The sequence below is a fragment of the uncultured Cellulomonas sp. genome (assembly GCF_963527515.1).
Lineage (GTDB): Bacteria > Actinomycetota > Actinomycetes > Actinomycetales > Cellulomonadaceae > Cellulomonas.
Genome location: NZ_CAURTV010000039.1, coordinates 1 through 13,694, shown reverse-complemented (window position 1 = coordinate 13,694; position 13,694 = coordinate 1). Strand labels below are relative to the sequence as shown.

At 73.3% G+C, this 13,694-nt stretch carries 14 protein-coding genes; 9 read left to right on the top strand and 5 right to left on the bottom strand.

The window, feature by feature from the left end; all coding sequences use genetic code 11:
• Positions 1-23: 23 nt before the first annotated feature.
• Entirely contained in the window at positions 24-1,697 is a 1,674-nt protein-coding gene (gene pgm, locus RYN42_RS11010) for a phosphoglucomutase (alpha-D-glucose-1,6-bisphosphate-dependent) (RefSeq protein WP_315096053.1), read from the top strand.
• A gap of 13 nt (positions 1,698-1,710) precedes the next feature.
• On the opposite strand, the gene RYN42_RS11005 is transcribed toward pgm, so the two are convergent.
• The gene (locus RYN42_RS11005) at positions 1,711-2,007 is read right to left on the bottom strand and encodes a GNAT family N-acetyltransferase (protein WP_315096051.1); all 297 of its coding nucleotides are present in this window, start codon (positions 2,005-2,007) and stop codon (positions 1,711-1,713) included.
• Between the two features lie 58 nt (positions 2,008-2,065).
• On the opposite strand from RYN42_RS11005, the gene RYN42_RS11000 reads away from it, so the two are divergent.
• From RYN42_RS11000 to RYN42_RS10990, 3 genes are all read left to right on the top strand, one after another.
• Positions 2,066-3,379 carry an MFS transporter gene (locus RYN42_RS11000; RefSeq protein ID WP_315096049.1) on the top strand — a complete coding sequence of 438 codons (1,314 nt, stop codon included), beginning with the start codon at positions 2,066-2,068 and terminating at the stop codon, positions 3,377-3,379.
• Entirely contained in the window at positions 3,376-4,317 is a 942-nt protein-coding gene (locus RYN42_RS10995; protein WP_315096048.1) for an aminoglycoside phosphotransferase family protein, read from the top strand. Before RYN42_RS11000 ends, RYN42_RS10995 begins: the two co-directional genes overlap by 4 nt.
• A 61-nt stretch (positions 4,318-4,378) precedes the next feature.
• Complete coding sequence (locus tag RYN42_RS10990) at positions 4,379-6,136, top strand: pyruvate dehydrogenase (protein WP_315096046.1); 1,758 nt, start codon at positions 4,379-4,381, stop codon at positions 6,134-6,136.
• A 4-nt stretch (positions 6,137-6,140) separates the two neighbouring features.
• On the opposite strand, the gene RYN42_RS10985 is transcribed toward RYN42_RS10990, so the two are convergent.
• Positions 6,141-7,424 carry an MFS transporter gene (locus RYN42_RS10985; RefSeq protein WP_315096044.1) on the bottom strand — a complete coding sequence of 428 codons (1,284 nt, stop codon included), beginning with the start codon at positions 7,422-7,424 and terminating at the stop codon, positions 6,141-6,143.
• A 126-nt stretch (positions 7,425-7,550) separates the two neighbouring features.
• Here RYN42_RS10985 and RYN42_RS10980 point away from each other — a divergent pair, with 126 nt between their 5' ends.
• On the top strand, positions 7,551-8,060 hold the full coding sequence (locus RYN42_RS10980) for a gluconokinase (RefSeq protein ID WP_315096043.1): 510 nt from the start codon (positions 7,551-7,553) through the stop codon (positions 8,058-8,060).
• An 88-nt stretch (positions 8,061-8,148) separates the two neighbouring features.
• On the opposite strand, the gene RYN42_RS10975 is transcribed toward RYN42_RS10980, so the two are convergent.
• Complete coding sequence (locus RYN42_RS10975; protein WP_315096041.1) at positions 8,149-8,562, bottom strand: DUF427 domain-containing protein; 414 nt, start codon at positions 8,560-8,562, stop codon at positions 8,149-8,151.
• 74 nt (positions 8,563-8,636) lie between these two features.
• On the bottom strand, positions 8,637-8,954 hold the full coding sequence (locus RYN42_RS10970) for a YtxH domain-containing protein (RefSeq protein ID WP_315096039.1): 318 nt from the start codon (positions 8,952-8,954) through the stop codon (positions 8,637-8,639).
• A gap of 159 nt (positions 8,955-9,113) precedes the next feature.
• On the opposite strand from RYN42_RS10970, the gene RYN42_RS10965 reads away from it, so the two are divergent.
• Positions 9,114-10,445, top strand: a complete 1,332-nt coding sequence (locus RYN42_RS10965) for an APC family permease (protein ID WP_315096038.1) — start codon at positions 9,114-9,116, stop codon at positions 10,443-10,445.
• Here RYN42_RS10965 and RYN42_RS10960 read toward each other — a convergent pair whose 3' ends face one another.
• The gene (locus RYN42_RS10960) at positions 10,446-11,273 is read right to left on the bottom strand and encodes a TetR/AcrR family transcriptional regulator (protein WP_315096037.1); all 828 of its coding nucleotides are present in this window, start codon (positions 11,271-11,273) and stop codon (positions 10,446-10,448) included.
• Between the two features lie 50 nt (positions 11,274-11,323).
• Between RYN42_RS10960 and RYN42_RS10955 the strand changes: the two genes are divergently transcribed.
• The 3 genes from RYN42_RS10955 (at position 11,324) to fucO (ending at position 13,522) form a co-directional block, all read left to right on the top strand.
• Positions 11,324-11,791 (top strand): hypothetical protein, encoded by a 468-nt coding sequence (locus RYN42_RS10955; RefSeq protein WP_315096036.1) that lies wholly within the window; start codon positions 11,324-11,326, stop codon positions 11,789-11,791.
• A 1-nt stretch (position 11,792) separates the two neighbouring features.
• Complete coding sequence (locus RYN42_RS10950) at positions 11,793-12,269, top strand: flavodoxin domain-containing protein (RefSeq protein ID WP_315096034.1); 477 nt, start codon at positions 11,793-11,795, stop codon at positions 12,267-12,269.
• A 101-nt stretch (positions 12,270-12,370) separates the two neighbouring features.
• Positions 12,371-13,522, top strand: coding sequence for a lactaldehyde reductase (gene fucO, locus RYN42_RS10945; protein WP_315096032.1), 1,152 nt, complete (start codon positions 12,371-12,373; stop codon positions 13,520-13,522).
• The last annotated feature ends 172 nt before the right edge of the window (positions 13,523-13,694 follow it).

Here is a 13,694-nt window from a genome sequence, read left to right as displayed (position 1 = left end):
GGGCGTAGGAGAGGATCAGGGGCATGGACCCGCGCGCCGGAACACCTGCCCAGCCGTCCGACCTCGTCGACCTCGGCGCGCTGACCGCCGCGTACTACGACCGCGAACCTGACCTGGACGACCCCACCCAGCGGGTGGTGTTCGGCACCAGCGGCCACCGCGGGTCGGCGCTCGACACCGCGTTCAACGAGGCGCACATCGTGGCGACCACCGCCGCGATCGTGGAGTACCGCCGGTCGCAGGGCACCGACGGCCCGCTGTTCATCGGCCGCGACACCCACGCGCTGTCCGACCCGGCCTGGCGGTCGGCGCTCGAGGTGCTCGGCGCGGCCGGCGTCGAGGTGCACGTGGACGCGCGCGACTCGTGGACCCCCACGCCCGCCGTCTCCCACGCGATCCTGCGGCACAACGGCGCGGGCACCTCCGAGGGCGTGCGCACGGTCGGCCCCGGCCTGGCCGACGGCATCGTCGTGACCCCGTCGCACAACCCGCCGCGCGACGGCGGCTTCAAGTACAACCCGCCGCACGGCGGCCCCGCCGGGTCCGACGCCACGGGGTGGATCGCGGACCGCGCCAACCAGATCCTCGCGTCGGGGTGGAAGGACGTGCCGCGCGTGAGCGCCGAGGCGGCCCTGGCGGCGGACACCACCCTCAAGCACGACTACCTGTCCTCCTACGTCGCGGACCTGGTCAACGTCATCGACGTCGACGCCATCCGGACGGCCGGCGTCCGCATCGGCGCAGACCCGCTGGGCGGCGCGTCGGTCGAGTACTGGGGAGCCATCGCCGAGCACTACGGCCTCGACCTCACCGTGGTGAACCCGGACGTCGACCCGCAGTTCGGCTTCATGACGCTGGACTGGGACGGCAAGATCCGGATGGACTGCTCCTCGCCGTACGCGATGGCGTCGCTGGTCACGCGCATGGCGGGCGACCCCGCCCCGTTCGACATCGCCACCGGCAACGACACCGACTCCGACCGGCACGGCATCGTCACCTCCGACGGGCTGATGAACCCCAACCACTACCTCGCCGTCGCCATCTCCTACCTGTACGGCGGCAACCGTGCGGGCTGGGGCGACGGCACGGCGATCGGCAAGACCCTGGTGTCGTCCAGCCTCATCGACCGCGTCGCCGGCAAGCTGGGCCGACGCCTGCTCGAGGTGCCCGTCGGGTTCAAGTGGTTCGTGCCCGGGCTGGTGGACGGGTCGGTCGGGTTCGGCGGCGAGGAGTCCGCGGGCGCGTCGTTCCTGCGCAAGGACGGCACCGTGTGGACCACCGACAAGGACGGGATCCTGCCCGCGCTGCTGGCCTCGGAGATCCTGGCCACCACGGGCAGGTCGCCGTCGGAGCACCACCGCGCGCTCGTCGCGGAGTTCGGGGAGAGCTGGTACGCCCGCGTCGACGCCGCGGCCACCCGCGACCAGAAGGCGACGCTGGCGAAGCTGACGCCGTCGCAGGTGACCGCCACGACGCTGGCCGGCGAGGAGATCACCGCGCGGCTGACCGAGGCGCCCGGCAACGGTGCGTCGATCGGCGGGCTCAAGGTGACCACGCAGAACGCGTGGTTCGCCGCGCGGCCGTCCGGCACCGAGGACGTCTACAAGATCTATGCGGAGTCGTTCGTGTCCGCCGAGCACCTGGCGCAGGTCCAGGCGGAGGCCAAGGACGTCGTGTCCGCCGCGCTGGGCGCCTGAGCCGCCCGGCGCCTCAGTGCTGGGGCGTCCGCACCAGGTCCTGGTAGTCGGGGTGCCGGGCGATCCACGCCTTGACGTACGGGCAGAACGCCACGACGTCACGGCCGCTGGCCCGGACCGCGTCGAGGGCGGCCTGCACGAGGACGCCCGCGACGCCCTTGCCCTCCTGCGCCGGGTCGACCTCGGTGTGCGTGAAGACGACCGTGCTGCCGATCGTGTCGTACACCGTGAAGCCGAGGAGCTCCCCGTCGGGCCCGCGGGCCTCGAACCGGTGCTCGTCGGGTGCGTCGCTGACCAGGACGTCCGTCATGCCATGAATGGTGAGGCACGGCGCGGCGTCGCGATAGACCTGATGACACACTGAGTCGGTGCTCCAGCCCTACCGCGACGTGCTGACGCGCCCGGGGGCTCTCGCCTTCTCGGGCTCCGGTGTGCTCGCCCGACTGCCCATGTCGATGGTCGGCATCGGCATCGTGCTCATGGTCTCCACCGTCTACGGCTCCTACGGGACGGCCGGGCGGGTGTCCGCCGTCTACGTCATCGCGCAGGCGCTCTGCTCCCCGCAGCTCGCCCGGCTGGTGGACCGGCACGGGCAGTCGCGCGTGATGCGGCCGGCGGTCGCGGTCGCCGCCGTGGGGCTCGTCTGGCTGGTGGTCGCCGCGTCGCAGGAGGCGCACGAGGCGTGGCTGTACGCCGCGGCCGTGGTCACCGGTGCCGGCATCGGCTCGTTCGGGTCGCTGGTGCGGGCGCGCTGGGCGCGGGTGCTCGGCGGCGAGCCCCACCGCATGCACACCGCGTACTCGCTGGAGTCGGCGCTCGACGAGCTGGTGTTCATCGTCGGCCCCGTGCTGGCCACCATCCTGGCCACGGGCGTCGCCCCCGCCGCCGGGCTGCTCGTCCCGCTGGTCGCCATGCTGGTCGGCGGCTACTGGTTCCTCGCCCTGCGCGGCACCGAGCCGCCGCCCGCCCCGGTGGGCAGCCCGCGCCCGAAGGGGTCCGTCCTGCGCAACCCCGGCATGGTGGTGCTGGCGCTCGTCTTCGTCGCGATGGGGTTGATCTTCGGCGCCACCGACGTGGCCACCGTCGCGTTCGCCGAGGAGTCGGGATCCAAGGGGGCCGCCGGGATCATCCTGGCGGTGTTCGCGCTCGGCTCGCTGATCTCCGGCCTGCTCTACGGCACCCGGCACTGGCGTCGGCCCCTGTACCTGCGGTTCGCCACCGGCGTCGTCGCGCTCGCGGTCGGCGTGTGCTTCTTCTTCCTCGTGCAGTCCCTGGTGGCGCTCGCGGCGGTGATGTTCGTCGCCGGGTTCGCCATCGCGCCCACGCTCATCAACGGCAACGGGCTGGTGCAGGACCTGGTCCCGCGCGAGCGGCTGACCGAGGGGCTGACCTGGGTGGGCACGTCGCTCGGCGTCGGGGTGTCGGTCGGCTCGTCGGTCGCCGGCGCGCAGATCGACGCGGACGGGTCGCACGCGGGGTTCCTCGTGGTGGTCGTCTCCGCCGGGTTCGCGGTGGTGGGCACGCTCGCCGCCCTGCGGACGCTGCGCGGGGACCCGGCGGGGCACGTGCACGACGCCGTGGAGGCCGGGTCGCCGTCGTCGACCGGGGGTGCCGCGGTCGCGGCGTGCGAGGTCGCCGAGTGCGTCGAACCCACCCGGTCGGTCGGTACCCTCGACGCGTGAACGACGCCCTGAACTCGCTGGTCGCCCCGCTCGGACGGCTGGCGGAGGTCGAGCTGCTCACCGGCGGCCAGTTCGCGACGACCTACCGCGTGACCCTGGCCGACGGCGAGCGCGTGGTGGTCAAGACCGCGCCCGTCGGCACGGACGGGCTGCTGACCTACGAGCACGACCTGCTGCGCGCCGAGGCGCTCGTCTACGGTCTGGCGGCCGAGCTGCCCGCGCTGCTCATGCCGCGGGTGCTGCTCACCGACTTCTCCCGCTCGCTGCTGCCCAGCGACGCGCTCGTGGTCAGCCACCTGCCGGGGGTGCCGCTGGTCGACGCGGGGTTCGGGCCGGCGTCGTCGGACCCGCGGACCGCGCGCGCGGAGCGCGGGACCGGCGCCGTCCTGGCGGCGCTGCACGCGATCGAGGGGTCGGCGTTCGGCTACCCCTGCGGGCGGCAGGAGGCCACGTGGGCCGAGTCGTTCACGGGCATGGTCGACGAGCTGCTCGAGGACGCCGCACGGTGGTCGGTCCCCGTACCCGTCGACGAGGTCCGGTCCGCGCTGGCCCGGCACGCGCACGTGCTCGGCGACGTCCCGCGGTCCGCGCTCGTGCACACCGACCTCTGGGCCGGGAACGTGTTCGTCGACCCGGGGACGGGTGCGGTGGTCGGTGTGATCGACCCCGAGCGCGCGTTCTGGGGGGACCCGCTGGCCGACCTGGTGGGCGTCGACCCCATGGGCCGCGAGCCCGGCACCCCCGCGCTGCTCGCCGGCTACGGTCCGCTGGACGTCGACAGCCCGTCCGCGCGCACCCGCCTGGACCTGTACCGGATGCGGCTGTGCCTGGTGATGATGATCGAGATCACCCCGCGCCGGTTCGAGGGCGACTGGGTGGAGCCGCACCGCGCGGCGGTGACGGCGAACCTGCACGAGGCGCTGGCGGCGCTGGCCTGAGGTGCAGGGGCCGCCCACCGGGCAGACGATGGGCGGACCGCCCACCGCCCCGGAGGACCCCATGGCACGACGCCGCACGATCGCCGACCTGCTCGTCGCCCAGCTCGTCGCCGCCGGTGCGCGGCACGTCTACGGGATCGTCGGCGACAGCCTCAACCCGGTGGTGGACGCCGTCCGGCGCGCGCACGAGGACGGCGTCGACATCACGTGGGTGCACGTCCGGCACGAGGAGGCCGGGGCGTTCGCGGCCGCCGCGGAGGCCGAGCTCACCGGCCGGCTCGCGGTCTGCGCCGGCTCGTGCGGACCGGGCAACCTGCACCTGATCAACGGCCTCTACGACGCCAACCGCTCGCGCGTCCCGGTGCTGGCCATCGCGTCGCACATCCCGAGCGCGCAGATCGGCACCGGCTACTTCCAGGAGACCCACCCCGACCGGCTGTTCCTGGAGTGCTCGGTGTTCTCCGAGATGGTCTCGTCCGCCGCGCAGGCACCCCGGGTGTTCCGGTCGGCCATCCACCACGCGTACGGCGGGCCCGGCGTCGCGGTGCTGACCCTGCCGGGGGACGTCGCCGACCAGGACGCGCCCGACGACGCCGTCGACGTCCTCACGCCCCCGCCGCCGCCGCGCGTCGTCCCCGACGAGGGCGCCGTGCGGGCGCTCGCCGAGGCCATCGACGCGGCGGGCAAGGTGACGATCTTCGCCGGGGCGGGGGTCCGGCACGCGCGCACCGAGGTGCTCGCGCTGGCCCGCCACCTGAACGCACCAGTCGGGCACAGCCTGCGCGGCAAGGAGCACATCCAGGTGGACAACCCGTTCGACGTCGGCATGTCCGGGCTGCTCGGGTACGGCGCGTGCCAGTCGGCCATGGAGGGCGCGGACCTGCTGCTCCTGCTCGGCACCGACTTCCCGTACGACCAGTTCCTGCCGTCGGGGGTGCGCACCGCGCAGGTGGACATCGAGCCGACGCGCCTGGGCCGGCGGACGCGCAACGACCTGGTGGTGCTGGGCGACGTCGGCGAGACCGTGTCCGCGCTGCTCGGCGTCGTGAAGGCGAAGCGCAGCCACCGGTTCCTCGACCAGATGCTCAAGAAGCACCACCGGGCCATGAGCGGCGTCATCGGCGCGTACACCAAGGACGTCGAGCACACCCAGCCGATCCACCCCGAGTTCGCGGCGGTCGTGCTGGACGAGGAGGCGCCCGACGACGCCGTGTTCACGGTGGACACCGGCATGTGCAACGTCTGGGCCGCCCGGTACATCACGCCCAACGGTCGGCGCCGGGTGATCGGCTCGTTCCTGCACGGGTCGATGGCCAACGCGGTCCCGCACGCGATCGGCGCGGCCCTGTCCGGCGGCGGGCGGCACGTCGTGGCGATGGCCGGCGACGGCGGCCTGTCGATGCTCCTGGGCGAGCTCATCACGGTGCGGGCGCTGGACCTGCCGGTGAAGATCGTCCTGTTCGACAACGCGACGCTCGGCATGGTCCGGCTCGAGATGCTCGTCGACGGGCTGCCCTCCTACGCCACCGACAGTCCCCCGATCGACTACGCGGCGGTGGCGTCGGCGATCGGCATCCCGTCGGTCCGCGTCGAGAAGCCCACGGACATCCGGTCGGCCCTGCGGCAGGCGTTCTCGCACGACGGTCCGGCGCTGATCGACCTCGTCACCGACCCGCGGGCCCTGTCGCTGCCGCCGAAGATCACGCGCGCGCAGGTCTCGGGGTTCACCGCGGCCATGAGCAAGGAGGTGCTCGGCGGCGGGCTCGGCGAGGTCATGGCGATGGCCCGCTCGAACCTGCGGAACGTGCCGCGGCCGTAGGTCTTCAGGGCACCGGGTGCCGGGCGTCGTAGTCCCAGAAGGAGCGCTGCGCACGCACCAGCACCCACAGGAGCAGCACGCACAGGAGGCCACCGACCACCGCGGCCCAGCCCTCGCCGACCCGCGACGCCGCCCCGCCGAGCAGCGCCTCGCCCAGCCGGGGACCGCCCGCGACGACCACGATGAACACGCCCTGCAGCCGGCCGCGCATGTCGTCGGGCGTCGCGGTCTGCAGGATGGTCTGCCGGAACACCGAGCTGATCGCGTCGGCCGCCCCGGCGACCACGAGCATGAGCACCGCGATCGCGAGGGCCAGCCAGAGGACGCGGTCGGGGTGCGACCGGCCGGCCAGGACGAGCGTGAGACCGAACCCGGCGACGGCCAGCCCCCAGACCGTGATGGCCACCGCGATGATCCGGCCCTGCCAGCTGATCCGGGTCAGCCCGCCGGAGAACAGCCCGGCGAGCCCGACGCCGACCGCCGCCGACGCGGCCATGACCCCGGTGGTCGTCGCACCCCCACCGAGGTACACGAGGCCGACCGCGGGGAACAGCACGCGCGGCGACGACGTGATCATGGCGACCAGGTCCACGGCGAACGTCATCCGCACGTTCTTCTGGGTGCCCAGGTACCGGAACCCGTCGACCACCGACGCCAGCCCCGCGCGCTCCCGCCGGGTCTCCGAGTGCTCCGGGGGCTGCGGCGGCAGCCGGAACAGCGCCACCAGGGCGGCCGTGAACAGGACGGCATCGAGCGTGTACGCGACCCCGTAGTCGAACGCTGCCACGAGGAACGCGCCGAGCAGCGGGCCGACGGTGAACGCGACGCTGAACCCGAGCGTCTGCAGGGCGTTGGCCGCCGGGAGCAGCTTGGGGTCCAGCAGCCGCGGGATGATCGCCGACCGCGCGGGCGAGTTCACGGCGAACGCCCCCGACTGCACCGCGACCAGCGCGAAGAGCACCCACACCTGCGTGTTGCCCAGCCACGCCTGCGCGGCCAGCCCCATCGTCACGCCCCACGCCACCACCGACGCCACCAGTGCGACCGTGCGGCGGTCGTAGTGGTCCGCGATCGCTCCGCCGTACAGACCGAACACCACCAGGGGCACCAGCGCGCACAGCCCGAGCACCCCGACCGAGGCCGTCGACCGGGTGATCCCGTACACCTGCAGCCCGACCGCGACCACCGTCAGCTGCGCCCCGAGGTTCGAGATCGAGATCCCCCACCACAGCCGCCGGAACGCCGGGCTGACACGCAGAGGTGTGGTGTCGACGACGAGCGAGGGCATCGGGCGAGTTTAGGTGCCCGGGTCCACCGACGAGCTCGTCAGTCCCGGCCGAGCGCGTCAGCTGCAACGGACGATCTCGGCCCGCAGTGACGAGTTCGGCGGCCGCGTTCGTGCGACGCTGGGCCGGTGAGCAGCCCGATCGAGCACCTCGTCGTCATGGGGGTCTCCGGCACAGGCAAGACCACCACCGCCGCGCTGCTGGCCGAGCGCCTCGGACGACCCCTGATCGAGGGCGACGACCTGCACCCGCCGGCCAACGTGGAGGCCATGCGGGCGGGCCGGGCGCTGACCGACGACGACCGCGGGCCCTGGCTGCGCGCGGTGCGCGACGCGATGTCGGCCGCGGGCGGACCGACCGTGGTGACCTGCTCCTCGCTGCGCCGCTCCTACCGCGACATCCTGCGCACCGCGGACGGTCGCGTGCGGTTCGTGCACCTGGTGGTGCCGCACGAGGAGCTCACCCGTCGGCTGGCCGAGCGCACGGGCCACTTCATGCCTGCGGCCCTGCTCGCCAGCCAGCTGGCCACCCTCGAACCGCTGGGTGCCGACGAGGACGGCGTCGACGTCCCGGTCGCCGGAGATCCGCGGACCATCGCCGACGAGGCCCTGCGCCTGCTCAGCGACGAACCCGACTGAGATCGTGGGTTGAGCACGAGATCGCCGGTTCCCACCCGCGATCTCGTGCCGAACCGACGATCTGGTCCTCAGCGGCGCGACGGCCCGGCTACCAGCCGAGCGTGCCAGGTGAGCCCTTGAACGGTCCCACCACCCGCGACGTGATCCAGCCGCCGTAGAACCCTCCGGGCTGCGGCTGCACCAGCTCCCCGGCCACGGTGCACGTGAGGTCGTGGGCGTACAGCGCGACGCGGCCGGCCAGCACCTCGTAGCCGGGCAGCGGTGCGGGGTAGGTCCAGCCGACGCGCGACAGCAGCCGGTCACCGACGCGGACCGAGACGTACGTCGCGCCGCCCTTGTACTCGCACACCGACGACCCGGCCGCGGCCTCCAGCACGCCCGGCTCGAACGCGTCGACCGGCAGGTAGTACACCGGCGGGTGGCTGGTCTCGAGCACGCGCACGGCGTCGCTGGTGGATGCGACGGGCAGACCGTCGAGCGTCACGACGACCTGTTCGGACATCCGCTCCACCCGGGGCGGCCGCGGGTAGTCCCAGACGGACTCCTGACCCGGGGCCACCGGCAGCGGGGTGGGGCTCACCGCTGCCCGGGGTTGGCGTCGTCCGCGTCCACCAGCGGCTCGACGACCGTCGGCGAGGTGTCGGGGTACTTCGTCGTCGACGACGACATCGCGCCCTTGGCCGTGTCGACGGCCTTCTCCCACACGGCCGCGCCCTGCTTCTTGGCGAACGCGGCGGCCTGGCTCTCGTACTCCTGCACGTACTCCTGGACGCGGGGGTCGCGCCACACGTCGGCGGCCCAGACCTTGATCTTGTCCAGCTGCCGGCGACCGGCCGGGGTGCCGAACAGGTACCCCGCAGAGACGCCCGCGACGAACACGACTCGCTTGATCATGCGTAGTCCTCCCGATCTCGTCTGAGTGTCCGAGCGTAGGCAGGGTTGCGCCTCGACGCGCGGCGGGGGGCGTCGGGCAACAGACTTGCAAGGTCCGACGAGCAGGGTCCGACGACCGCGGGGTCCGACGAGCTGGGGGCGACGATGAACGAGCAGATCGTGACGACCACACCGTTGAAGCGGACCATCGGCCGCAAGGTGCTGCTGCTGTTCGTCGTCGGGGACATCCTCGGCGCCGGCATCTACGCGCTCACGGGCAAGGTCGCCGCAGAGGTGGGCGGCGCGCTGTGGCTGCCGTTCCTGTGCGCGTTCGTGCTGGCGGGTCTGACCGCGGCGTCGTACGCGGAGCTGGTCGGGCGGTTTCCGCAGGCCGCCGGCGCCGCGCTCTACGCCAACCGCGCGTTCCGGCGGCCCTTCCTCACCTTCATGGTCGCGTTCGCCGTGATGATGTCCGGCATCACCAGCGCGTCGGCAGCCGCGCGGGCGTTCGGCGGCGACTACCTGGCGGAGTTCGTCACCGTCCCGACGCTGGCCGCTGCGTGGTTCTTCCTGCTGGCCATCTCGGCGGTGAACCTGGTCGGGATCTCGGAGTCCGTGCGGGTCAACGTGGTGCTCACCGTGGTCGAGGCCACCGGCCTGCTGGTCATCCTGGCGATCGGCGCCTGGGCGCTGGTCACCGGCGACGGCGAGCCCGGACGCGCGCTCGAGCTGGAGACCGACGGCACCCCGTGGATCGCGGTGCTGGGCGCCACCGCCCTCGCCTTCTACGCCCTGCTCGGGTTCGAGGACTCGGTGAACCTGGCGGAGGAGACCCAGAAGCCCCGTCGCGACTTCCCCCGCGCCCTGTTCGGCGGCCTCGCGATCACCGGCGTCGTCTACCTCGGGGTGGCGTTCACCAGCACGATGCTGGTGGACACCGAGACGCTCGCGGGGTCGACCGGGCCGCTGCTCGAGGTGGTCAAGGTGGCGGGCCTGACGTTCCCGCCCGGGCTGTTCGCGATCATCGCGCTGCTGGCGGTCACCAACACCGCGCTGATCAACATGATCATGGCGTCGCGCCTGGTCTACGGGATGTCGTCCGAGGGCATCGTGCCCAAGATCCTGGGCCGGGTGCACGAGCGCCGCCGGACGCCGTACGTCGCCATCGCGTTCACCGTGCTCATCGCGCTGACCCTGGTGAGCACCGGCGACCTGGCCGGCCTCGCCGACACCACCGTGCTGCTCCTGCTGCTGGTCTTCGTCGTGGTGAACATCTCGGTGCTGGTGCTGCGCGGGCAGCCCGACGACGAGCCGGCCGCGGGCGACGACGGCCCGTCGTTCCGGTCGCCGACGTGGGTCCCCGTGGTCGGCGCCGTCGTGTCCCTGGTGCTGGCCTCCCCGCTCACCGGTCGGGACGCCGACGTCTACCTGCGCGCCGGGCTGCTGCTGGCGATCGGCGTGGTGCTCTACGGGATCAACCGGCTGGTGGTGACCCGGACCCGCGCAGCCTGACTAGCGCGTCCGCAGCCGTCGGGCCTCGTCCTCGAGGTCGAAGGACCCGGCGATCGCGGCGTCGACCCGGTGCTCGTCCCACACCACGTCCGGGTCCGGCTCGAGGTACGACAGCACGGTCGCGACCACCGCGTACGACTCGGTGGTCCATGCCGACTCGGTGCTCGACCCGAGCGCCCGCATGAGCACCGGCGGCCGGGTCGGGACGATCGCTGCCCGGCCGACGAGGCCGCTCATGAGCGCCCCGGTGGCCTCCGCCATGAGCGTGAAGCCCGTCTCCGGGTCGAGCCACGGCACCAGCCGGTAGCCGACGACCGCGGGCAGCCGGGCGTAGACGCGCGCGCGGCGGTCGGTGAACGCGCGCTCCGACGCGGCGAGCTCGGCGGCGACAGCGTCGCGCAGCTCCCCCGGGGGCAGGCCCGCGCAGGTGGCGCGCAGGGCGAGGTGGTCCCGCCACGCGGTGGAGCCGGCGATCCGGCCGAAGTCGCCCTCGGTGGCCACCCGCAGGCTCTCGACGACGAGCGTGCGCCGGCCCTCGGGGCTCGACAGGACCTCGCGGTGCGCGGCGACCAGGTCCCGGATCGCGGCGATGTCGGCATCGGACTCCGGCTCCAGCTCCGCGTCGCGCACCACGCGCAGGAGGACCTGGCGCAGGAAGTCGGCCTTCGTCGGCCAGTGCCGGTACGCGGTCGCCCGCGAGACGCCGGACGTGGTGATCGCCTCTTCCAGGCTGATGTGGTCGAGGCCGACGGTGAGCCCTCGCTGCCGGATCAGCTGGACCGCGGCGTCGACGATCCGGTCGGCGGTGCGTTGACGGGGTTGAGACATGATGTCTATTCTGCCTGAGACATCATGTCTCAACGAGTCAGGAGCCCTTCGTGCCTCCCCATGCCGTCCTCGGACTGCTCGCCCTGCTGCTCTCGGTGCTGGCCGCGCTGACCGTCCTGCTCTACGCCGCGGTGCCGGGGGTACGGCGGGCGACGCGGTGGCCGGTCGTCGCGCTGACCGTCCTGTCGATGGCGACGACGGCTGCCGCGGCCGGCGTCGGCAAGACGCTGCTGGAGGCCGTGGACGCCGTGGGTCCACCTGCGGAGGTGGTCGCCGCGCAGGCGCACGGGCACGGGTCCGACGCCCTGACCACCAGCGTGTTCTTCCTCCTCGTCGCCACGCTGTCCACGGTGTGGGGGCCCTTGCGCCCGTCAAGGCCCGCCGGAGGGGCCGCGGCGCGCTGGTGGACCGGGATCCTCGGCGTGCTCGCGGTGGCGACGCTCGTCACGGCCGGGATCGTGCTCGCCGAGGCGCTCGAGGCCGTCACCGCCGGCAACCCGGCCTGGCAGGTGGGCTGACGTGCGCGTGCTGATCGTCGTCGAGTCCTCGTTCGGCAACACCCGGCTCGTCGCGCAGGCGGTCGCCGACCAGCTGCGCCAGGACGGCGCCGAGGTCGAGCTGGTAGACGCGTCGTCGGCCGGCCCGCACCTCGACGGCGCCGACCTGGTCCTGGCCGGGGCGCCGACGCACAACCTCGGCCTGCCGACCCCGGCCTCCCGGGCGTCGGCCGTCGACCGCGGGGCACCACCCGTGCCCTCCGGCCTCCGGGAGTGGATCGGGACGGTCGAGGCGTCGAGCACGCCGGTCCTCACGTTCGCGACCCGGGTCCCGGGCCGGTTCTCGGGCTCCGCCAGCAATGCGGCCGCCAAGCTGCTGCGCCGCCGCGGGCTCAGCGCCCAGCAGGGCACGGACTTCGTCGTCGCCGGCACTACCGGTCCGTTGACCGAGGGCGAGACCGATCGCGCACGGGCGTGGGCCGCGAGCCTGCGGGGGTGAGGCCGGGACCTTGTGCCCTGCACCGCACGGGGACGTCGCGCTTGGATGGAGCCTGAATCGATTCATGGCGTCACCGACGACGCCGAGAAGGAGGCTCCACGATGTCGCACCGCATGATCTGGAACCAGACGGCGTACTTCGGCCCGGGCTCGATCGAGGTCGTCCCCGGCGAGCTGACCCGGCGCGGGTTCACCAAGGCGTTCGTGGTGTCCGACGCGGTGCTCGTGGCGACGGGGGTGACCGCGCGCGTCACCGACCTGCTCGACGCCGCCGGCTTCCCGTACGAGCTCTACAGCGACGTGCAGGCCAACCCCACGATCCAGAACGTGCAGACGGGGGTCGCGGCCTTCGCTGCGGCCCGTGCAGACGTGCTCGTCGCGATCGGTGGCGGCTCTCCGCAGGACACGTGCAAGGCGGTCGGGATCATCTCGGCCAACCCGGAGTTCGCCGACGTCCGCTCGCTCGAGGGCGTCGCGCCGACCACACGGCCGTCGGTCCCGATCGTCGCGATCCCCACGACCGCCGGCACCGCGTCCGAGACGACGATCAACTACGTCATCACCGACGTCGAGCGGCAGCGGAAGTTCGTCTGCGTCGACCCGCACGACATCCCCGTGCTGGCCGTCGTCGACCCGCAGATGATGTCCACCGCCCCCCGCTCGCTCAAGGTCGCCACCGGCCTGGACGCGCTCACCCACGCGATCGAGGGCTACGTCACGCAGGGCGCCTGGGAGCTGTCCGACCTGTTCCACCTCAAGGCCATCCAGGTCATCGCCGGCTCGCTGCAGGCAGCCGCGGACGGCGACGAGGCAGCGGCCGAGCGGATGGCACTCGGGCAGTACGTGGCCGGGATGGGCTACTCGAACGTCGGCCTGGGCCTGGTGCACGCCATGGCGCACCCCCTCGGCGCGTTCTACTCTGCGCCCCACGGTGTGGCCAACGGCATCCTGCTGGCGCCCGTGATGGCGTTCAACGCTCCGGCAAGCGGGGAGAAGTACCGCGACATCGCCGCGGCGTTCGGCGTCGTCGACGCCCGCACGATGCTGCTCGACGACGCCCGCGCGGCGGCCGTCTCCGCCGTCGCCACCCTCACCCGCGACCTGGGGAACCCGACCGCCCTGCGCGAGGTCGGCGCGACCGAGTCCGACGTCGCCGCGCTGGCCAAGGCGGCGTTCGAGGACGTCTGCGCCGGGGGCAACCCGCGCGAGGCGTCCGTGGCGGACATCGAGGACCTCTACCGCTCGCTGCTGTGACGGGGCGGCTGGCGGTCCGCCGGGCCGTCAGCCGCAGTCGTCGCAGATGCCGGTGGCCGGGAGGGCCATCGCGCAGGTCGGGCAGATGGCCGCGACGCGCTCCGGGGCGGCGGGGGCGCGCCGGGCGGCCGGCGCCCGGGGCGCCGGCTTCTCTGCACGGCCCCCTTTCCTG

Bases quoted from the DNA above. Each gene is read 5' to 3' on its own strand.
- pgm (WP_315096053.1), top strand. From the start codon at position 24: ATGGACCCGCGCGCCGGAACACCTGCCCAGCCGTCCGACCTCGTCGAC.
- RYN42_RS11005 (WP_315096051.1), bottom strand. From the start codon at position 2,007: ATGACGGACGTCCTGGTCAGCGACGCACCCGACGAGCACCGGTTCGAG.
- RYN42_RS10990 (WP_315096046.1), top strand. From the start codon at position 4,379: ATGGCACGACGCCGCACGATCGCCGACCTGCTCGTCGCCCAGCTCGTC.
- RYN42_RS10985 (WP_315096044.1), bottom strand. From the start codon at position 7,424: ATGCCCTCGCTCGTCGTCGACACCACACCTCTGCGTGTCAGCCCGGCG.
- RYN42_RS10975 (WP_315096041.1), bottom strand. From the start codon at position 8,562: ATGTCCGAACAGGTCGTCGTGACGCTCGACGGTCTGCCCGTCGCATCC.
- RYN42_RS10970 (WP_315096039.1), bottom strand. From the start codon at position 8,954: ATGATCAAGCGAGTCGTGTTCGTCGCGGGCGTCTCTGCGGGGTACCTG.
- RYN42_RS10960 (WP_315096037.1), bottom strand. From the start codon at position 11,273: ATGTCTCAACCCCGTCAACGCACCGCCGACCGGATCGTCGACGCCGCG.
- fucO (WP_315096032.1), top strand. From the start codon at position 12,371: ATGTCGCACCGCATGATCTGGAACCAGACGGCGTACTTCGGCCCGGGC.